The sequence below is a fragment of the Paenibacillus sp. PDC88 genome, assembly GCF_900106725.1.
Taxonomy (GTDB): Bacteria; Bacillota; Bacilli; order Paenibacillales; family Paenibacillaceae; genus Paenibacillus; species Paenibacillus shunpengii.
Genome location: NZ_FNNT01000007.1, coordinates 284,421 through 306,427, shown reverse-complemented (window position 1 = coordinate 306,427; position 22,007 = coordinate 284,421). Strand labels below are relative to the sequence as shown.

Sequence of the window (22,007 nt, the reverse complement as noted above, 5' to 3'; positions counted from 1 at the left end):
AAATATTTGAAATAAATAAATCCCCCGGCTAGGATCACAACAGCCGGGGGATTTACTAATACAACTTTATTGTCACTGAGAAACAACTTATGGATTCATGATATTTGCTAAGTTGAACATCATTTTTGCACTTTCGGCACGAGTACCGACGCCAAATGGTCTGAACTCATCTGCCGAGAATCCGTTAACCACGCCTAACTTATGAGCGACCTTAATTGCTTGTACTGCCCAATGAGGAGAATCCGCCAGATCCGTATATTCAGCATCGCCTGCTTCTGGCTTCTCACCTGTTTTGAAGGTATATGCACGAACGATCATAGCAGCCATCTCCTGACGAGTGATCCTCTGTGCAGGAGCAAATGAACCATCTGTGTAGCCCTGTACGATTCCTGCATCCGCTGCCAACCCTACCTCATTTGCAAACCACTGTTCTGAGGAGACATCTGTAAAATCTGCTTGCGCTTCTCCTTCAAGATCTAGCAGTCTTGCCAGCATGGCGGCAAATTCCGCTCTCGTAACGGTACGATTCGGCTCGAAGCGTTCCGTGGTCGTGCCTTCAACAATCTGCCTTGCCGCAAGCTGTTTCACAGCCGATTCTGCCCAATGGCCCACAGACAAGTCAGTAAACGATTTATTATATTCCATCGCTGCGTAGAAGCTAAAATGATTCAGCTCTGCTGTAACCCAGCCATTCCGAACCGTTCCGCTCATATAGGTTACAGAGCCATCACTTTCGCCGTAGTATATTCCAGTTAAAGCGGGATTAGCTCCTTCCGGAATAGGAAGTGAAATAACGATAGGTTCTTCAAATTCATTGAGTGTTATTACTTTACCGTTACTTGGCTCTAGAGACAGCGTGAGGTCATATACTCCTCCCATTTGAAGATTTGCTCCGTACCGGTCTTCTGCCTGACTTAGCCAGGAGGAGACTTCCGCCTCATCAGCAGCCTTGGCTCTCAGTACAATCGTGCTGTCTGCCAGCTGCTCATCTGATGCCAGATCAGCAAATTTCCGCAATACCTCCGATGGAATTACAAGCCTAATATTATTGGCCTGAACCGTGATGGTCTTTCCTTCGGCAAGTTCGGCTGCCTTGCCCGGCATCACAAGCTCGGTGAATGAATTACTGCCCATTGAGAATTGAATCTGTTCCTCTGAGCCAAGTGCATTCAGGTCTTCCTCTGAAACAATCAGCTGACCCGGTGTATTACTTGCTTCTTCTTCACCATTGCCATTATTGCTTCCGTTATCTTCGTTGCTTCCATTGCCGCTCTCGCTGTTATCCTCATCAGGGCCTGTAGTGTCGGAAGACGGTTCTACACGTAAAGCTTGAGACGCAGACTCTTCTCCGTATACCGCTGTAATCACAGTCTCGCCCTTGCGATGTGTACGGATCAGACCATTCGTATCAATTGAAGCCACATTATCGTTGCTGCTGCTGAATCTCACGCCTTCGGTGATCTCCGATACAGTAGCATCACTGTAATAACCATTGACGAGTGCCTTTGCTGTGTCATTCACTTCAAGCTTCGATGGAATGCCTGTGAGCTCAATTCGTTCTAATTGAACTGCGGGCTGTTCCTCGTCAAGAACCGTAAGGGTGAATGCATTGCTAAACTCCCCATATACAGCTGAAATAACGGCTACTCCTTCACGGAGTGCAGTAATAGTGCCTTCGGAATCGATGGCTGCCACCGTTTCCTCGCTGCTCGTATATTGCACGCCTTCAGTCAGAGGATGCAAGCTGTTATCCGTATACACAGCCTGCGTCACTGTCGCCGAAGCTTCGCCAACTTGGAGCTGTTCCGGTCCGGAGATTTGGATGTAGGCAAGCTCAGGCTCCAGATGCTCTTCTATGACCTGCAGATCATAATCATCAGTCAGCCCGGCATACTTAGCCGTAATCTTGACCGTGCCTTCGGTAAGTGCTGTTACCACTCCGAGCTCGTCCACCTCCGCAATGGCTGGATCCGCGCTTTGGTACTGAATGCCTTCCGTTATCGGCATGCGCTCACCCGAAGCGTAGACAGCTTCCACTACCGTCGTATCTGTTTCTCCCGGCTTCAGCCATGGTTTCCCTTTAAGCTCGATAGCCACCGGCGCTTCCGCATCGGTAATATGAAGTTTAATATCTCCGAATCGGTTTGGCGAGGACTTGCTTGTGGCACGAATCACAACATCCCCGCTCTTTATTGCTTTTACTACGCCGCTTTCGGAGACCTCGACTAATCCTTCCAAACCTTCTTCCGACTGTTCTTCAGATGGTTTTGTTACGGACCATTCCATATCTTCAGGCAGCATGCCGCTGACACTGAGCTGTAATTCTTCGCCTACTTGAATTTCGCTTGTTGGAGCTTCTACGGTATACGTAGGATTCTCAAGTACGGCTACATCCACTAATTCGCCATCAACCGTTTTGGTCGTTACCGTCAGCGTATCTCCATCCACTTCGACGGAGGAGTACATTTGTATATCCTCATCTTCGACAACATCTTGGAAATACCGTTCGGTTCGCTCATAAAACTTCGGACCGGTGGAACCCGGAATGATATACGTCGTGCCCTCACGCTCACCTACAATCTCATGGTTATAGAGCGGATAAGTACGCAAGTAAATATGATCATGGCCATTCATGACCAGGTCTACATTATATTCGTCAAACACCGGAGTCCATGCGGTACGCACATTCTCTGTATCGTAAATGCTCGCATACGGCCCGCGGTGGAAGAAGACCAGCTTCCATTGCTTATCCGTATTCTCCAGATCGGTCTCAAGCCATGCCTTCTGCTCTTCAATATCGTATTCACTGTTCAGAACAGAGATATGCATATTTTTATAGTCGAAGGAGTAGTTCGTTCCTTTCTGATTCTCGGTACCATTCTGCGGATGGTTGAAATGTGCCAGGAAATACCCGTTCTCCTTCGTCCCTGTCACTTCATGGTTACCTACCAACGTAACTGCGGTCAGATTCATCAGCTCTTCCTGGACTTCAGAGAACCACCAATTCCATTCCTGCTCCTTGAAGCCATTATCGACCATATCCCCTACATGAACCATAAATTCGGCATCCGGGTGCTCCGCAATTGCGGCATCCATCGTGCGGCCCCACAGCTCAAAGCCTGCAAGATTAGCAGCCTGGGAATCCCCGAACACAAGGAACTTTGAATAATCGCCTGTCTCCGGTGCTGTTGTAAAGGAGCCTTGCTCGCTGTAATGCTCTGTACCATCGCCTACACGATATACGTAAGCCGTTCCCGGCTTAAGCACGTCCGCGTTTGCTTTGTGAACACGAATGGTCCCAGTGTCCGGTGTATTAAACAGATGGCTGTCACCGCTTAAGCGGATAACATCCGGCTGATCAAAGCCTGCAAAGCCTTCCTCTTCCACAATTTCTACAACGGTCCCGATTGCATTCGGATGTGTGTGCCAGTTAAAGCTGCGCGAGGTGACCGGGTCCTCGCCCATGCCGACCGTAATATTGTAAGGCGTTTCTGTACCTGCAAGCACAGAAGTCGTAAATTCCGAAACCAGGCTGTGCTGCTGATCTTTAATCGCCTGCACATCATAGCTCTTTATTACTTCCGTAAGCTGACCTGTACGAAGCTGACCTGATGCATCCGTAACCAGCGTCCCGTCGCCAATCTCAGCTCCATCTGCAAACAGCTTAGCGCCTTCTACCGGTTGGCCATTCTCATCGGTCACTGTAAAAGTGGTAACATAATTTTGCGCTATATTTTCGTCCCACTGGAGCAGAAGCTCATGCTTGATCTCGGACTTCAGGGATGCACCTCGATAAGATTTCGGTTCATTCGAACCTACCATATCAAGCTCCGATGAACGGAAAGCAATAGCATTCGATCCGGAAGCTGTGCCATTCACTGTATACGAAATTTGAGCGATGATATCTTCATCCGTAAGAGACGCCGACTCCAAACCGCTGAACTGCATACGAGTGACGCCTGTCTCAGCGTCAACGGACCCCGTAAACTGTGATTCCGTCAGCTTATCTCCTTTTATTACAGAGATGTCTTTAACGAAGGCTGTATTGAATCCCAGCTCTAGGTGACCGCCGGTAAGCATATCCATCTGGTCGGCCGAAATATCAACCATGTAAGTATGTCCCGCATATACCTGCTCTGGCGTAGTATAACGGAACTTTGGAGTTCCTGTATCTACAGTGAAGCTCCATTCCTTGATCGTCTGATTGCCGGACAGATCGCGGACCGCAAGCTTCACCGTATGATATCCGTCCTCCAGCGGAAGCCCAGGCGTGTAGCTGATACGACCTTCCGGCGGATACAGCGTATGCGCTACTTGTTCCCCGTCGATATACATCCGGATTTTGGCAGGATCAATAAGGGTCGTTCCCGGATGAACCTCAGCATTCCAGCCGGCGTCAGCCGCATGCGCGTGAATGACCGGTGTGCCTGTCGTTACTGCTGTATCTTCAGAAGGCGTCACATCCGTAATGACTGGAGGCTCGTGATCCTCGTCAAGCGGCCCATAGACGGCCCGGATTTGGTCGATATAGATCGCACCTGCCGTCTTTTTGTTATTGTTGGTCTCCATGTAGCGAACCGGCAAGTCCATGGTGAGAGGTGTTGCTTTCCCTGCCGGTATATTGGCCTCAACATACTTCCAGCCTGTCCAATCCACACCAGGATCGGCACCTGTAAAATCGATCGCAAAGGCTGCATTGTTGCCGTCACGTACTTGTGCCCGCAGCCAGTGCTTTTGCCCGTCGCCGTATACCCACATTCCAATCTTCTGCGGATACCCGGGAATTTGGATATTCTCTGCACTGCTGTTCGAGGATACATAGGCTCCCGATGTACCTATCTTACCGATAAAATCATAGGAGAGCTTAATCGAACCGTCCCCCGAACGGACATAATCCGGATCGGTATTCAAGTCAACCTTGACCGTATTGTATGCCGCACCACTGGATTTATAGTTCTCAATACTCTCGAACTCTTCCAGCACAACCGGGGGTACCCCTACATTAACCTCCATTGAGGTCTCGATGCCTTTGTAGCTGACAAAAATAGTACCTGATTGGCCGCCCTCATTCGTCGAATGAAACACGCCATTATCATCAATTGTGCCAATATCACCTTCTACCCGCCATTCAAATACATCATTGCTCGATTGAATGACTTGACCATCCCGCAATGCCTTCACCGTCAGGGTCTCATTAACGCCGGTATTATAGGTCTTAATATCATCCGGGAACTCAAGCTCCGTAATTTGATCCACAACCTCAACTTCAGCCGTGCCTTCAAGACCTCCTGCAGATGCTGCAACTTGACCGGTCGCGGCATTTTGTCCGGCGGTGAGTACCCCATCCTCCGAAATAGTTCCCAAGTCAGGAGATACCGACCAAGTCACAGCACCTTCATATTCAGCAGGATGACCTGTCTGATCAATCGCTGCTGCTTGATATTGATAAGAAGAGCCTGTCAGGATACGCTCTTCGCTTGGTGATACAGCAAGCCTTGATGCAGCCCCCTCCTGCGCAGTGTTCACAAGCAGCAGGCCGTTGCCCGTTGCACGCTCACCGCCGTCAGAACCCCGGTTCAGCATCTGCACATCCGATGTGCCCGGCATCCGGGCTACGAATGTGGAAGAACCGCCTCCGTCCAGATTCATGGCGTCCACAACGCCGATATCGGCCATAATTTTGGCAAGCTCCTCTGTTGTCACACCTTCGCTGAAGCCCGGTGCACGTCCGTCAATCTCAAACAGCACGATGGAGCCGTCAGCCTTTGTCCCAATGGCCGTACGCGGGTGTACACCCTCTGGACCCACGCCGGTTTGTACTACACCGTCTTCCACCAGAGGTCCCTGACCGCTGATTACCATGCTTGCGTCCTGCCATTCACCATCCAGCTGGAAGCTGGCCGTCAGTTCATCCCCTGCTGCCAGGGAGCTGACAACCGGCAGCTTCGTTCCGGATGCAGACAAGACAACGGTGCCTTCGGCAAGTGGTGCGTCACCTTGATTCGCCCGAACCTCCAGCACCTTCAGCTTCATTGTTTCTCCGCTCTTCACATCACCTTCCAGCACTTGCAGCACAACCTCGGTGCCGGATGCGTTTGTCTTCGTAGATGCATAAAAGTCCGGCGTATATAACGTCAGATGATTGTTCTCTCTGTAACGATTTATGCTCGTCAGATTGGTCTGAGTGCCGTCAATGGTCACCGACATCGTCAGCTTGGGCTTACCATAAACCGACGTCCCGTCTTCCATAAGCCCAAAAGCAAAAGAACTGGAACCGCTGTTCAAGATGCGGCCCTGATCAACAAATAGGCCATTCGGTACACCTGTTCCGTAGCCTGACAGGTCATAGAAGTCACCGTTAATGCCCGCGATTACGCGGTTTCCTGGAGCATCTGTATGCTCCGCCATTTCCGACACGCCTTCCATGCCATATACGTATCCGCCTTTTGTGCCTGCACGCAGGTCCAAATGAGGTGAATCCGGATTAAACTCGACGAAATGCATTTTTTCGAGCCCACGCTCGATCTCCATGTCATACCAAGTATAATCTGCGCCTGGAGCGAGCTCTGTTTTTCTTACATCCAAAACACGGCCAAATGCCGTATCCGGTGCTTCTGACATGGCCGCATAAACGCTGCCCAGCGGCTGCAGCATGAAGAGTAATGCCAGCAGAAAGGCAAGGAAAGCTTGTCCTGATCTGCGATACCAACGAATCATCATTTCTTTATCCTCTCCCGGGTGTTGTATATTATTTTTACGCTCTACCAAATTGTAGTAATGAATTGTTAACTTAACTAAAGGGTTTTGTAACCAAAGCCCCTTAGAAATATAAAAGGTATTCAGAAAGTCGCCTTAGACGACAATCAGAATACCTAGTCTGCTAAACAGATAACGAATGATTCTCGGCAATCAGTGAGCTCTCGTTGACATTCTTAGAATTGGGCAGGCCCCGGGTCGTTCTATCATAGAACCAATAGATCCCGACCAAGAGCACAATAATCCCGCTTATCATAATCACTTGTGCTGGACTGATGAATTGGCCCAGAATTCCTCCTGCCAATGACCCAAGCGGCATGGCTACTCCACTTAAACTATAAGAGGCAGAGAACACACGACCCAGCAGATGCTGCGGGATTCCTTTTTGAAGATACGTATTGATTAGAATATTCGTTATGCCCCCAGGAAACCAGGCCAGCCCATAGACAGCGATCGCCAACCCTAGATTCGTAGTGAACATGGACAGCGACCACAGCACTCCACTGACTACAAATGCGGCAGCATAAATTTTGCCCATGCCGTATTGTTCAAGCTTTAGATAAGGAGCAAGAAGAGCACCGAGCATACTGCCGACAGCCTGCGCCATAAGCAGGAATCCATAAACCTCAGCTCCACCATGCATCCTGCCGAACTCCGGCAGTACAACGAACGTAGCTCCGCCGACACAATTGATTACGATCACGCCCATCAGCAGACGAGAAACGGATTTACTTAACAATATTCTGACACCTTCAACAAGCTCAACTTTGTAATTACTGAAGAACGTGCGCAGATGGAAAGTGTCTTCAGATTCCTTCTTAGGAATCTTCGGCAGGCGAATCATGGAGAAGATAATAGTTCCCATGACGAACATGACAGAATCCAGCAAGTAGATGGATACTGCACCGAAAGCGACAATGATAACACCAGAAACGGCGTTACATGCTGTATCAATACCTTGATTGGCAAAGGTGAATAAAGAGTTGGCTTTGGATAAGTCTTTGGATTCAACAAATTTGGGTAGTGCGGATACTTGTGCAGGATATACGAACATATTCAGGGAGGATAGAATTGGGAAGATCATCAAGACAAGACCTACGGTCAGAAAGCCCATATAATCCGCTAAGGGAATGAGCAGCAGGATCACCGCCTGTGAGAGCTGTGTCACTATTAATAATCTGCGAATCGATATTCGATCAATGATCGGACCGGAGATGAATTGGATAAACCTTGGAAATATGGATAGAAAGCCCGCGAGCCCTGTATATAAAGTAGATCCTCCGAGCTCCGATACAAGCCACATGGCTGCCACAGCGTACAGAGAGTCACCGATGTTCGTGATGACCCTTCCCAGAAACATAAACCAGAAGTTCCTATTCGTCCACAGACTCATTCCTTTGTCTCCTTCTCCACAGGCTGATCATCCTGTGACTCAACAGATTTGATCATCACACCGATACTGAACTCTTCATATTCGCCATTCTCTTGTTTACCCGATGTTTTCTGAACCCATTGCTCAAGAAAGACCTTAAATTCCTCTGTCAGCTCTGCTTCCTGCTCTTTAGTCAACATGAGCCGAAGATTGATCGTCGTTGATTTTTTGGATGAATAGCCTGCACTGATTACGGGATCGAGGGCCTCTGGAGATGACGAATTAAACCATTTTGATCTGGATTGGTAGTACTTCTCTGTAACACCGCCGATCTTCTTCTCCTCCACGAGGTCGAGTAATCCCCCTTCGTACAGCTTCGTGATGTGATAATGCACGTTCCCGCCCGACTCACCCAACAGGTCTGCTACTTGCTTTGCCGTTCTGGGGGTCGTGGTCAATTGCCCTATAATCTTCACTCGGAGTGCATTGCCAAGCAGCTTAGACTGTTCTATAGAGACATTCAGCATATTGTTATCACTCATTAGGTCTACCTCCTATTTATAACGATCTAATTATTTAGATTATCAATCTGTAAAGTTAGATTATCAGAACAGGAAAAGTTTGTAAATAGGCATTTTAGAAAATATAGACTTATCCCCCATTAATCAGTTTATCCCCCTCTTTTATTATAAGAGAATTCAAACTATTATAGAGGTTAGGGCTTAATAGAATATAGAGAATCTATGCAAAAGTACTCGATTAGGAGGAATCAGGCAGTCATGTTAAAAACAGAGTACATTGATGTTCTCTCAGTGATCTCACATAAGCTGTATGATTCTGCTGCGAATGTGATGAATACAGCCAGTAAGCTCATACCCGCTAACACGTTTTGTATAGCGAACCTGGATCACCTATCTACGAAAGTGCTCAAATCTTTTAATCGAGACAAGCTTATTCTTGAAGAAGGGCTGGTCGTCGATAATGCAGAGTCGTATTGTGCTCTCGTTACCGAACATGCTCAGGGACCGCTCATCATTGATAATAATCTGACCCATCCTTTAACCAAGGATATGGATGCCACTCGATTCGTTGGGGGCTGCTCGTTCATCGGGGTGCCTATAAGGAATGAGAAGGGGGAATTTTATGGGTCCCTCTGTTCCTTTGATCCTGGATTCTACCGCTATCAGCAGCGAGATGTTGATCTTCTTCTCTCCCTGTCTTCCTTCTATACAGATCTTCTTGAGCTTGAGTCCACCCTTGACCGGTTACAGACCGCCGAGCAAGCTGCCGAGCAGGTTCTCGATAATAAAAAAAATCTGCTGGCCGTGCTTAGTCATGAAATCCGTACACCGATGAATGGGGTGCTGGGTATGGCCGACTTGCTCAAATCAACCGATTTGAATGAGGATCAAGCTCTATACGTCAATGTTATAGAAGAGAGCGGCAATCATCTGCTGAACATGATGGACCAGATATTGGAGTATTCCAAGATGGAAGCCGGCGCCATTTCAATTGAAAATCATCCTTTTCAATTAACTGAAGTCATTGAGCATGTTATACAGCTGTTCACTCCCGAAGCGCAGAAAAAGGGAATTCGATTATATGCTGAATACCATGTAAGTCAGGATTTAGTACTGCATGGAGACAGTCAGAAGACACGTCAAATCTTGATTAACCTGCTTGGAAACGCCATCAAGTTCACCGAGCAGGGTGAAGTCGGTATCTCTGTCCGATTTGAGGATGGGGCAGAGAATGCCTCGAATATTTGTTTTGAAGTAAGAGATACAGGGGTTGGTATCCCTGCGGATCGGATCGATCTTCTCTTCAAATCCTTCTCCCAAATTCATACCAACCAAGGTAAATTTGGAGGAGCAGGACTTGGGCTGTCCATTTGCAAGCACCTGGCTGAATTAATGGGCGGATCGGTGTGGCTTGAAGAAACGAGCGAGCGCGGAAGCCGGTTTATATTTAAATTTTGCAGCTGCGCAGCCTCATAAGTTATTCAATAAATAAGGAGCAGCCGTCTTAGCGAGCTGCTCCTTTGACATTCGTATGAGTTTATATACCGCCGGATCGGTTCAACCCTTGTTCTTTCTTTAGAATAGTTTCCTCATATTTTAATATTTACCTTAGCGGGAGAGCGCACCGACCACCGGATGTGGAACATACGGCTCTTCCAGTGCAGTAATCTCTTCAGGAGTCAATTTAATCGACAATGCGGCAGCCGCATTCTCAAGGTGAGATATTTTTGTTGCACCAATGATCGGTGCGGTGACAGGTTCTTTTTGCAGCAGCCAGGCAAGTGCTATTTGCGCACGAGGGACCCCGCGTTTCTCTGCGATCGCCGCAAGCTGATCCACAATCAAGCGATCTTTGTCCGCCATCGGATCATATTTGGACTTCGCCGTTTGATCCGTCTCGGAACGATGGGTTGTCTCCTCCCAATCTCGTGTCAATCTGCCACCGGCAAGCGGACTGTACGGGATCACGCCGATCTTCTCTTCCCGGCACAGCGGCAGCATCTCACGCTCCTCTTCCCGATAGATCAAGTTCAAATGATTCTGCATGGACACAAAACGAGTCCAGCCATTACGCTCTGCTACATTCAGCGCTTTCAAGAACTGCCATGCATACATCGCCGAAGCACCAATGTACCTTGCTTTGCCGGCCTTCACCACGTCATGCAGTGCCTCCATGGTTTCCTCGATTGGCGTTTCATAGTCCCAGCGGTGAATTTGGTACAGATCTACATAATCGGTCCCCAGCCTTTTTAAGCTTTTATCAATTTCACTCATAATGGCCTTACGAGAAAGACCTGCGCCATTGGGACCCTGGTGCATGCGAAAATGCACCTTTGTCGCCAAGACAATTTCGTCGCGATTGGCGTAATCCTTCAGCGCTCTGCCTACGATCTCCTCGCTTGTCCCATCCGAGTATACATTCGCTGTATCAAAGAAATTGATACCCAGCTCAAGCGCTTTTTTAATTACCGGACGGCTGTTCTCTTCATTAAGTACCCAGGGGTGAATCCAGCGGTCTGCTTCTCCAAAGCCCATGCAGCCAAGACAAAGCCGGGATACATCCAAACCGGTATTTCCAAGCTTTACGTATTCCATTTCCATTCTGTAAGCACCTCAGTTTCCATTAATGTCATCAGCTCGGCTGATCCCCGTTATTATCACACTTGGAGTTAACTCCAAGTCAATACCTATTTAGAAGATTAGCTCATTAATGAGGGTACTCTTTGAGGGTAATCTTATATAATCATGTGCTTATGCGCCTGTACCGAATCTTTTGCGATAACCGCATTTACGACACAGCTCCTCCACCGCTTCCCGCCGCGAGAAGCCATAGAACAGGTTATTTGCCCGCTCACCCTCCACAATCTCGGAGAACGGAGTGCTGTTTATATTTCCTAGATTAATAACACCCTCGCCGTCCAGACAGCACGGAATGACAGTGCCATCCACCAATACCCCGGCTTGTGTTCTAAGCCCATGACAGAAGCCTTTGCCATCATCCTCCTGAGCTGCTAAAGACGGCCATTCAAACTCATGATCCTGATTCAAGTAAATGTTCTTCGCGATCTTAACTCCGCTGCCGGGTGTCACCTTCTCCTCAATCTTGAAGTCCAGTTGAAATTCTCTCTCCAGCACTTCAAGCGTTTCCCGATTACGCTGCTTCTCCAGATTGGTCATGTTGTCCTGTGTCAAATTCCACAATCGGAAGGATACAATGATATCTTGTTTGACCGCTTCACGGACAAACGAAATAATACTCGTAAGATATCCTTCCCGATTCGTCGAACCCTCATGACCGTCAAAGCTGTGCAGCGAAAAATTCATCTGTCTTACTGCAGGCTTACCAAGAATCCGATGCTTCGCCTTCTCGATCAGCGTTCCGTTCGTCGTCATGTTCACTTTGAACCCCTTGGTATATGCAGCATCCAGCAGCTGATCCAGCTTCGGGTGCAGCAGCGGCTCGCCTTTGACATGCAAATAGATGTGGTTCGTATGCGGTTTGATCTGATCCAGAATATGGTCAAAAGTATCCAACTGCATAAATTTAGCCTGACGGCTGGTCTGCGGACAGAAGCTGCAGGCAAGATTACAGATGCTCGTAATTTCAACGTATACCTTCTTGAATGTCTTCAACTCGAACGTTCTCCATTCTTTGTAAGATCTGTTCTACCAGTTTACAACATTGCCTTGATCTCTGCTACAACAGCCTCGTGCTTATCATTGAATGCCTTCGTCGCCTCATTAAACTCATTCTTTATCTCGCTCAGTGATTGAGAGAAGGATGTGCTGTTCTTCGATCTCTTCTCAAACGGTGTCACTTCTTTCAAGATGTGGTTTTATAAACATTGATTCGTCTTTCTATTACTTAGGTTAAAATAAATAGCCTCGAGTCGAATGACAACCAGGTAACAATCGAATAAAATAATCTTAATAAAACAATATTCCTAATATATCCAAAGGAGCGATGCTCCACTTGAGTCCCTTTCTATCACTAACTATTCAAAATTTCATAGACTCTTGTCTGGAAAGCTACTATGCCAAGCACAAAGAGGCCGTGCTCGTGATCGGCACTGTCTATCGTAATGAAAGACGCGTATATGGAATCGGTGATTTAAGTCCCTATCCAACGTCTGAATATAGCAGACTGATCTACGAGATCGGCTCGATTACCAAGCTGTTCACGGTGTCTTTACTGGCCCAGCTGCATTATGACGGCTTCCTGACGATCGACGAATCACTTGGACAATATGTCCCCCTGCTCCCGCCCGACTCGCCGGTCACATTTAAGCATCTGGCGACCCACACCTCGGGTCTGCCGTCACGAAGCCTTTTACGGGAAACCAGAAATTTATTCGATACCAGGAACAGCCGTGATCCTTATTCTGCATTCAGCTTATCCGAAGCCGCGTTCTATTTGCGCAAAATTTCAGCTAAGGAGGCTGGGATTAAATATCAATATTCCAACGCAGGGATGGGACTGCTGGGACATGTTCTGGCCACAGAGCTTCAGACGACATATGAGCTGGCCGTACAGGATGGAATTACCATTCCCCTGCAAATGCAGGACACCGCAATCCACCTCTCCTCCGAAGCACGTGAGAGACTTGTACCCGGGTATACCGGCCGACGGAGAGCCGCTAAGCTTGTACTTCAGGATTTTCCTGGCACCGGTGCATTCCGCTCCAGCATCAGCGATCTGTTAACGTTTCTATCCGTACATATGGGCCTACACCCGGACAAGGAAATGACCAGCATCTATTCTATTACCCAGCAATTACACTTTCAAAAAAATGACACGTTTGGCGTTGGGCTCGGCTGGTTTCACCAGCTTAAAGATAACCTCATTTGGCATAATGGCGGTACTCATGGCTATATGAGCTTTATGGGCTTCCTTCCTGAACAGGAGATCGGGGTTGTCGTGCTGTCTAACAAGCGCACCTCCTCCTTCGCAATGAATCCAACCCACATCGGAATGGAGCTGCTAAGGAGGGTAAAATAATTAAGCGAGTGCCTCTCTGCAAAAATGGAGAGAGGACACGTCTGAAACAATGATGCAGTACACATTTTTCCAGTATACTCTAATCCGTTCCATGATGAAGAGGACAGCACGAATCGCGCTGTCCTCTCCTTTATTATAATGGATAGGTATTAATTTTGATTATAGACCAGAAGATCGAGCATCCGGTCAATTACAGCCGCACTTTCCGCTCTGGTTGCTGATCTGGATGGGTCAAAGCGACCTGTTCGATCACCGTATAATACACCGAGTCTGCTCAGTTCATCAACGGCTTCCTTGGCCCAGTCATCAATTCTCGTGTCGTCCAAATAGGTTATTGTACGATTAGAGCTAGTCGGTTCATAGGCTGCGAACTGCATTGCACGATAAGTCATTACGGCGATCTCTTCACGGGTAATACGCTGATTCGGCTTATAGCTGCCATCCGAGTAGCCGGTTATAAGCCCTGCACTCCCTGCTGCCTGTATGCTATGTGCATACCATGCACTGTTCGGTACATCACTGTAGACCACCGCTTCCGGTGTAGCAGTTAACCCGAGTACCCGAACCAGCATTGCCGCGTATTCTGCTCGAGTAATGGCTGTATTCGGGTCGAAGATGCCTTCCGCTGTACCGGTAACAATCATCCTGCCGGCCAGCTCCTCCACATTCGAACGTGCCCAGTGACCGTTCATATCTCCGAAGGTCACCGGATGCTCCAGCAGCAGATAGGTACTATTCGAACGGCTGAATATTTCTACTTCATTCCCATTCAATTGGAACGGCACAGGCTGCAGCCGATCTGCATTGACTTCGTCCTCTGCACGTACAGCTGCCATATGCTGTAATCTATCAAGCTCATAAGGGGTTAGGTTTATCGTTCTTTTTATATAGCGATCAAACTCGATCAATTCATAGACCTGCCCCTCTGCTGAGAATGCAGCTACCGAATAATTGACAGCCGCCAGTGGGGAATATCCCTTCAAGCTTGCCAGCTGGATTGCAGCCCGATCCTTCGTTAAGGCGAACTTCAGCTCAAACTCACCGGCTCCGGCACCAAGCTCAGCTCTGATCTGTGACAGATCGATCTCTTCCATCGGAAGCTCATAGCTTCCAAAAGACACGCCGATCTGAATCGTCAGCTTCGCTCTGTGCTGCAGCAACAAGTCCATGGCTTCCGGTAATAACGAGATTTGTGCAGAATCATAGTCCTTGTCATCCATATCAAGCTTTATACGCAGCACTCCATCCTGCACACTGGATAGTGTTGCTGCAATTTGCTCTCCGGTAACTTCACTTTCAGCAATGTTCATCTCACTATTCGTATTCATCACGCCTTCTACCGTTATCGTTCCTGTTTCTGTCTCAGGCGGATCGACGGGCTCAGGATTCCCAGCAGGCGGTTTCGTGCCAGTGCTAGGCGGAGTCACTGGATCCGTGTCTGGATTCGTACCCGGATTCGGATTTGGATTTGGATTCTCCGGCGCTTCTTCACTTCCTGCTCCCACAATATCAATCTGAGCCAAGACAGGATCATGATCAGACACTCTTCCGCTTGCTTCTGTAAAATCAGCATTCAAATGAACCACATCAGTCTGTGTGTACTCCGTTAAATTTTTGCTAACAAGTATATGATCAAGCACCTGTGAATTCCCATCATATGTGTAGGTGTATCGTTCTCCGGCAGGCAGGGTATCGATCAGATTATCCAGCTCATCTCCTCTTAGGATCTCTGCCGTCTCCGTGAACTGAAAATCATTCAAGTCCCCTAGCACAATGACGTTCGCTTCTTTATTTAATGCTTCATTCCCCTGTATGATGTTCTTTACAAAACCGTTCACGACCGCTGCAATTTCGTGCCGCTGTGTTTCACTAGTCAGAACCGGGGGCTGAACATTACCGAAAGGACCGTTGTCACCTGATTTAGAGTTGAAATGATTAGCAATCACGATGACCTTCTCCCCATGAAATTCAAACTGGGCCGCAAGCGGCTTCCGTGATTCCAGAAAAGCAGCATGCTGAGGCTCGATTCGGCCGGGATTTACACTAAGCTGATCCTGATTCGCATCATAAGTTACTGCCTCAGTGGAGCCTCCCTTTCGCTCTTCTATACTCTCCGCCAAGGTCACTCGCTCCGGATTATAGAGAAAGCCTACCCGAATATTTCCACCTGGAGCTCCACCGTCCTCATTGTTCACCGGAGCAATGTCGGTAAATGCATATTCCGGTCCACCATTTGCGATAATGGCGTCAATCAGTGCCCGATAGCTGTCGTCCGCTTCAACGATGCCGTTGTCTGTCTGACCGTTAGCATCCTGCACTTCTACCAGTCCAATAATATCTGGCTGCTTCATGTTCGAAGTGATGGATGCTGCAAGCTTCGTCATCTTGCTGCTGCCGACACCCGGATAGAAGTTCTCAATATTATAACTGGCTACGATCAGCTGCTCCGGATCAGGCTCAATATCCGTTATCTCTTGCTCATAAGTTGATGGCAGGAGCGCAGGTAATGCATCCTTCGCAGGAATCACCTTGAAGTTGCCTGCATTATATCCGATGACACCCGTTACATCTCCCGCAAACTGACTCCCCGTTCGGATATCTTGATTCGCAGCCATTGAAGCAATCAGAATCCGCTGCGGATTCAGGTTACCCTCCTGCTTCAGAACAAGACCGCCAGCCGGCGTAAGCACTTCCTCTTCTCCATTATCAATACGAGTTGGAATGTTCAAGATCTGGCTGCTTGTCCATGCTGGGCTGATAACCGCCGGGGACTCTAATCGAACTCTCATGCCTTCCAGCGATTCGTAGAAGTCAATTCCATCCTCTTCCGGATCAAAGACAGTGAACCCGTCATTATCAATCACCTCGGAAGGTATGATTCGGCCATTCTTGCCAAGTAGGATTGGAGCAGGCAGTTCCTCAGCCTCTCCCATTTTTATAATGGAGGTCGGTACAATTTGTGTCGTTGTTAGATTACTACTGCTTCCTTCGTTGTACTCTGCGACTGTACCGCTGATCTTTACCATATCCCCAGTAGCTGGCTTCAAGTCGAGATTAGTACTATAAATATAAATACTCTCCGAAGTATTCGGATCTTCATCCGGCTCCAAGTCCTGGATGTAGAACCCTTGATAGCTTCCATCACTGAATCGGTATCCTAATTGAGTGACAACGCCCTCAATATGACTTACCTGCTGATCAAGATAAGGAGAGCTATGCCCTGCTCCCTGGATATCATGAATGCGCGGCTGTTCGGTTGCTTCATAGGAGAAGGTATACACTTCACTGGTGTCACTGCCTGATACAGCCATAGCTTTAATTACCGTATTCACATTAATTGTAATTGGGTCTTCATAGAGCGTGCTTGATGTCGTCGGATCACTACCGTCCAGCGTGTAATACAGGTCCGCACCAGCTGTAGGTGAAGTCAGTACAACCTGCTGCCCCCTAACGATCTTGCCCGCTGCCGGACTGGCATTCACCGACAAGAGATCCTCAATCAAGGACTCCTCATTCAGTGGTATAAGCTGATAAACGTCTCTGTACTGCTCGATGACACCAACGATCTTATCAAAGGACTTGCCCGCTGCAATCCCTGGCAGATTCGAATAAATAGTAAATTCGCTTCCGCCCTGTTCAGCAATCCAGCTGCTGCCTGACTTCTCGCGTATATTCACGTTATCCATGTATACAAGCTTCGCCTCATGCTGCTCACCTGAATCTGCAGCGAGATCTGCCCCTGTCAGCTGAACTGGGGAAGGCACTCCTGCATTGTTCTCTATCAAAGTATAAGGGAGTCCGTCTGAAGTAGTTATCTCCTGCAGGTTGTTATAGATATCCATGACTCCGCTGACACGAACCCGATCTCCTGCTTGTGCAAAGCTGGGGAAGCCATACAAGACAATGGCAGCTGTTTCATCCTGCACGTACATCTTGCTGCCGCTCACATGAGTAACGATTCCGGATACCATGACCTGCTCACCTTGAGCGGCAAGTCTTGCTTCTGCTATGGTCATATGCGGAAGCAGATCATAAGTATAAATAGAAGTTTCACTACGTTCCAGTCCATCCTTCTCTGCGTAAGTATGGATCGTCACAGGTTCGTTAAGCACAATCGGTCCATTAACCAGCTCGTAACCGCTGCTGACTCCACCCAGACCGTATACATCTGCGTATACAGAAGCCCCTGCCGTTGCAGAGCTCAAGTGAATCTCCGTTCCCTGTGGATAAGCGCCCTGTTCAGGACTCACGGTCACCGCTGCGGTCTTCGTTTCAGGCTGTCCATAGGAGGAGTTTCGTGGATCCGGGGATACAGCAGCAAAGTCCATCGCATTGTTGTTCGTATCCAGCCCCCTGCTGCCGGGATCTGCTCCAGGTGCTGTCAGACGAACAGCTGCGGTTGAATTGCCCAAGCCTGGGGCAGCGGCACTTCCCTCATATTCATTGGCACTTCCATAACCGATGAGGTCTATGACTTGTTCACCATGAAACAAACCTGCCTTGCCATTCGTACCGCTCAGGTTGATGCTTCCTGTCTGATCAGGTGCTGGAAGAGCAGCTGTCCCGCCGCTTCCTTTGGCCTGCTGGATCAGATAATACGAGTTGGGAGGAATAGCTCCATTCAGCTCGGTCGTATTACTTGTCCCAAAAACGCCTGTTGCACTGGCATACTTTACGGTATACCCTGTAAGATCTACAGCTTCTTCAGTCGGATTATAGAGCTCAATGAAGTCATGTATGTAGGCTGCACCCGCGTTGCCTCCCCCTCCATAGACCTGACTGATGACGATCTGATCCCCCTCTGGGGATGCATACGCCGTACGGCTAGACATGGATGGAGTCCAAAGACCCGCTAAGATCGTTATAACGAGTACCAAGCTCCATCGTTGCAGCGGACAACTTGTCCGTTTGCTCATTGGCCATCTCTCCTATCTTGTTAAAATATGTAGTATATATGAATAGCTATGGATCAAGTGTCAGGGATCATTCTAAATGTAGAATGTGTGGAGAAATGTGGAGATATTGCGGAATCTTGTAAAATGGTACAAAAAAGGCGGGATCTCATACGTAACGTACGTTCCCACCTTGATGTGAATCGATCCTATTCGTTTTGCTGCAGCTCCATAACTTCCCCAAGCCGCTTCGCTGCTTCCATCATATACCTCACCAATTCCGGCAGATCACGCATATGATTTTCATTGATTTTACGGTTGAAATTAATCTCTACGGTATTTGTCATCATTGATTCCGAGCCATATATATAGCTGATCTGCTGCACGGTTTTTTGCTCAGGCCACATCTCTGCCATAATCCGCTCTACCTCACTGCACAAGACCGTATCCTTCATCTGCATGATATACCGCAGACACAGCACACAGCCAGGATTCTCACCGGACAACTCCAAAATTTCAGCAGCCAGCTCCTGCATAGATGCCGTAAGCTCAATCTCGGCAGATATCCGCTTCTCACCTGTCAGCTCAAACCGAAGCATGAACACACGCGACATCGTCGACATCTCCAGCCGATCGATTCGATTCGTAATGTGAATGGCTTGATCCAGATTGTCCAGATCATACAGCTCATTCTCGAGCGCTACTTTTAAATTATCAAATATAGTGGGATCGAACATATCCTATTTACCCTTTCATTCGCTGGTCAGCGTTATATATCTTAGATTCTCTTCAGTAAAATACAAATTAAACTTAAGATCATCATTTATAGTATAGCTCCACTTGTTACCCTGCGAAAGATTAGGGCTGCCCAGCATGCTGAGCACCTCCTTCTCACTCATCCCTATGCTGATGCCATCTGGGGACGAGACGTTGTTCTTCGTAAAAAGAATCGTTGATGGCGTTGACAAGATACCCTCTTCCTCATGAATACGAACGGTCTTCATGTTATCATCACTGACAGAATAGTAACGGTAAGCTTCTTTATAATCGGAGTTGCTGCTGATATAACGGCTCCATTCTGCGAAATTTTTCTCCTGGATCTTGAACCGTTCCGGGTCATAAACCCGTGTCATATCTTCCTGAGGTGCAGGAGCATCCTCGGCATTTACATCGATCCCTCTCATTTCACCGAACATACCGAGCAGCGTGCCCGGTCTGCAAAATAAATGAAGATAGCTCATCAGATTACGAGAAGCATAGAAATGCTGACCATTCAGTTCTACTGTATTGGAATCCAGATTGTACTTGATAAAATACATCTCATTATCGAGATGGAAGCGAATATACACGTCGGAAGCGAGAGCCGAGGAATTCATCTCTGTCTTCGTTGTCGATAAATTGAGGCTTGTCAGCCCCTGCACCAGAACGCGATAGCTCTGCGGCGAAACGGTGTATCCTCTAACCCCGTTATCCAAGCTGACCATAATACTGATTCTCTTCACTGACATCTTGTCCAGCGGGAATTGATCCCCGAGATTACCTTCTGTCTTCTCAATGGGGAAAGGCAGGTCTTCAGGAAAATGGGGATTCACGGATTGAAGATGAGCTTCACTCTTAGAAGCATCAGCACTTTCCTCTTGCTTCGTCAGTTCTTCTACTGGCTCCAGAACCATACCTGAGTCTTCTTCGCTCTGTGCTGCAGGCAGACTCTGATCTTCAGCAGCATTCTGCTGCTCGGAGCCCCATATATTAATCAGTATCATCATCAAGGCTATGATCAGCATCAGGATGATGGAGATAAACCATATTTCTTTTTTCTCCAAACGCATTAACGTTTGAGCCCCTCTCTCTTGAATCTTCAAGATACATGTAGATACATATAGATGAACACAGATGCGCAATTCTGCAAAAATTAACTTTCATACCAATATAACAGATGATCAGGCAAATGATTGTCGAAAATTGTTCTATCCTCCTGCATATTCACATTGTAATTTTTTACAGTTTGATCATGTATCCTTAATCATAATAAAAAACCTCCTTCGCCACTACAGCGAAAGAGGTTTTGCGTATAGTTTCTCCTAAAAAAAGAGGATGCTGCCGTATTACAATTTAATAATCTGTGCCGAGTACAGGAATACGAACAACACCAGAATTGGTGCGATATAGCGAAGCATGAACAGCCATATACGGAACCATTTCTGCGTGAGCCCTGCTTCTTCGGCAACGTTCTTCCAGAAGTAACCTGCGAACAGAGTTACAACAAGTCCACTCAGCGGCAGGAACCAGTTAGAGGCTACAAAATCAACAAAGTCAAACACTGGCATATTGTTTATCATAAGATCTGGCATAAGCCCCATGGATACAGCGGACGGAATACTCAGCAGAAACACCAGTCCAGATATGATCCATACCGCTGTACTGCGGCGCAAGTTCCATTTCTCCATTGCATATGAAACGGGAACTTGAAGCAGGGATACTAATGAAGTCAGCGCTGCAATTCCGAGAAGGATGAAGAACAACCCCCCAAAGAACCAGCCAAGCGGCATCGCGGAGAATGCAGCGGGAAGAGCAACAAAGACAAGACCTGGTCCCGAATCCGCAGGAATATTAAAGGCAAATGTCGTTGGGAAGATGATCAAACCGGCAATGAGTGCATACAGCATATCCCCTGCGCCGACAGCCATTGTTGCTGATCCAAGCGACTGTTGACGGTTAACAAAGGCACCGTAGGTAATCATCGTCCCCATCCCGAGCGAGAGGGAGAAGAAGGCATGTCCAAGCGCAACAAGCGCTGATTCCGGTGTCAGCTTCGAGAAATCCGGTGACAGGAAGAAGGATACACCCTCCATACCACCCGGCAGCGTAATGGAACGAATCATTAGGATGACGAGCAGAACCAGCATACCTGGAATGAGGATCTTGTTAAATTTCTCAATCCCGCCGGAGATTCCTTTGACGACTACGAAGCCCGTAATTACAGCAACGATTGCTCCCCATACGATAGGCATATAACCACCGGTAAATGAACCAAATTGTGCACCAAAGTCCGTATTGTTAAACAGTTGTCCACTAAAGGACAGCACTGCGTAGTGAAGTGTCCAGCCTGCTACGAGGGAATAGAATGTCATAATAACGAATGGCGCAATGACGGATAACAATCCGAATACGCCCCAAATTTTTCCTCCTCCAGCTTTGACAAAGGAAGAGGATGCGCTGCCGCGTCCTGCACGTCCAATCGCAAGCTCTGCCAGCAATACAGGCAAGCCTACAATGAGCAAGCAAACAATAAAGAGCAGGAAGAAGGCTCCCCCTCCATACTGACCTGTAATATAAGGAAACTTCCACATATTACCCAGCCCTACTGCACTGCCGATTGCGGCCAAAATAAAGCCTGTTGAAGAAAATCGTTCTTTTGTACCCGGTGTATCCAATTGATTCGTTTGTTTTGGTACCATGATGTCCTC

At 47.8% G+C, this 22,007-nt stretch carries 11 protein-coding genes; 2 read left to right on the top strand and 9 right to left on the bottom strand.

What is annotated here, in order from left to right; genetic code table 11:
• Positions 1-87: 87 nt before the first annotated feature.
• The 3 genes from BLW49_RS21000 to BLW49_RS20990 form a co-directional block, all read right to left on the bottom strand.
• Positions 88-6,720: an S-layer homology domain-containing protein gene (locus BLW49_RS21000; RefSeq protein ID WP_090726693.1), complete on the bottom strand. Its 6,633-nt coding sequence runs from the start codon at positions 6,718-6,720 to the stop codon at positions 88-90.
• 160 nt (positions 6,721-6,880) lie between these two features.
• On the bottom strand, positions 6,881-8,149 hold the full coding sequence (locus BLW49_RS20995) for an MFS transporter (protein ID WP_090726692.1): 1,269 nt from the start codon (positions 8,147-8,149) through the stop codon (positions 6,881-6,883).
• Complete coding sequence (locus tag BLW49_RS20990; RefSeq protein ID WP_076312268.1) at positions 8,146-8,670, bottom strand: ArsR/SmtB family transcription factor; 525 nt, start codon at positions 8,668-8,670, stop codon at positions 8,146-8,148. Before BLW49_RS20990 ends, BLW49_RS20995 begins: the two co-directional genes overlap by 4 nt.
• A gap of 237 nt (positions 8,671-8,907) precedes the next feature.
• On the opposite strand from BLW49_RS20990, the gene BLW49_RS20985 reads away from it, so the two are divergent.
• Entirely contained in the window at positions 8,908-10,125 is a 1,218-nt protein-coding gene (locus BLW49_RS20985; protein WP_090726691.1) for a GAF domain-containing sensor histidine kinase, read from the top strand.
• A gap of 132 nt (positions 10,126-10,257) precedes the next feature.
• Here BLW49_RS20985 and BLW49_RS20980 read toward each other — a convergent pair whose 3' ends face one another.
• Both BLW49_RS20980 and BLW49_RS20975 read right to left on the bottom strand, forming a co-directional pair.
• Positions 10,258-11,244, bottom strand: coding sequence for an aldo/keto reductase (locus BLW49_RS20980; protein WP_076312635.1), 987 nt, complete (start codon positions 11,242-11,244; stop codon positions 10,258-10,260).
• 156 nt (positions 11,245-11,400) lie between these two features.
• The gene (locus tag BLW49_RS20975) at positions 11,401-12,282 is read right to left on the bottom strand and encodes a radical SAM/SPASM domain-containing protein (RefSeq protein WP_076312270.1); all 882 of its coding nucleotides are present in this window, start codon (positions 12,280-12,282) and stop codon (positions 11,401-11,403) included.
• Between the two features lie 340 nt (positions 12,283-12,622).
• Here BLW49_RS20975 and BLW49_RS20970 point away from each other — a divergent pair, with 340 nt between their 5' ends.
• Positions 12,623-13,648 (top strand): serine hydrolase domain-containing protein, encoded by a 1,026-nt coding sequence (locus BLW49_RS20970; RefSeq protein WP_177178815.1) that lies wholly within the window; start codon positions 12,623-12,625, stop codon positions 13,646-13,648.
• A 149-nt stretch (positions 13,649-13,797) separates the two neighbouring features.
• On the opposite strand, the gene BLW49_RS20965 is transcribed toward BLW49_RS20970, so the two are convergent.
• The 4 genes from BLW49_RS20965 to BLW49_RS20950 form a co-directional block, all read right to left on the bottom strand.
• The gene (locus BLW49_RS20965; RefSeq protein ID WP_090726688.1) at positions 13,798-18,564 is read right to left on the bottom strand and encodes an S-layer homology domain-containing protein; all 4,767 of its coding nucleotides are present in this window, start codon (positions 18,562-18,564) and stop codon (positions 13,798-13,800) included.
• A 185-nt stretch (positions 18,565-18,749) separates the two neighbouring features.
• Entirely contained in the window at positions 18,750-19,277 is a 528-nt protein-coding gene (locus BLW49_RS20960; protein WP_090726687.1) for a hypothetical protein, read from the bottom strand.
• A gap of 15 nt (positions 19,278-19,292) precedes the next feature.
• Positions 19,293-20,369, bottom strand: coding sequence for a hypothetical protein (locus BLW49_RS20955; RefSeq protein WP_090726685.1), 1,077 nt, complete (start codon positions 20,367-20,369; stop codon positions 19,293-19,295).
• Between the two features lie 276 nt (positions 20,370-20,645).
• On the bottom strand, positions 20,646-21,998 hold the full coding sequence (locus BLW49_RS20950; RefSeq protein WP_090726683.1) for a sodium-dependent transporter: 1,353 nt from the start codon (positions 21,996-21,998) through the stop codon (positions 20,646-20,648).
• Positions 21,999-22,007 lie beyond the last annotated feature (9 nt).

What these genes read in the sequence shown, in the direction of transcription:
- BLW49_RS20950 (WP_090726683.1), bottom strand. Translation starts at nt 21,998, where the DNA reads ATGGTACCAAAACAAACGAATCAATTGGATACACCGGGTACAAAAGAA.
- BLW49_RS20965 (WP_090726688.1), bottom strand. Translation starts at nt 18,564, where the DNA reads ATGAGCAAACGGACAAGTTGTCCGCTGCAACGATGGAGCTTGGTACTC.
- BLW49_RS20955 (WP_090726685.1), bottom strand. Translation starts at nt 20,369, where the DNA reads ATGCGTTTGGAGAAAAAAGAAATATGGTTTATCTCCATCATCCTGATG.
- BLW49_RS20990 (WP_076312268.1), bottom strand. Translation starts at nt 8,670, where the DNA reads ATGAGTGATAACAATATGCTGAATGTCTCTATAGAACAGTCTAAGCTG.
- BLW49_RS20985 (WP_090726691.1), top strand. Translation starts at nt 8,908, where the DNA reads ATGTTAAAAACAGAGTACATTGATGTTCTCTCAGTGATCTCACATAAG.
- BLW49_RS20980 (WP_076312635.1), bottom strand. Translation starts at nt 11,244, where the DNA reads ATGGAATACGTAAAGCTTGGAAATACCGGTTTGGATGTATCCCGGCTT.
- BLW49_RS20960 (WP_090726687.1), bottom strand. Translation starts at nt 19,277, where the DNA reads ATGTTCGATCCCACTATATTTGATAATTTAAAAGTAGCGCTCGAGAAT.
- BLW49_RS21000 (WP_090726693.1), bottom strand. Translation starts at nt 6,720, where the DNA reads ATGATGATTCGTTGGTATCGCAGATCAGGACAAGCTTTCCTTGCCTTT.
- BLW49_RS20995 (WP_090726692.1), bottom strand. Translation starts at nt 8,149, where the DNA reads ATGAGTCTGTGGACGAATAGGAACTTCTGGTTTATGTTTCTGGGAAGG.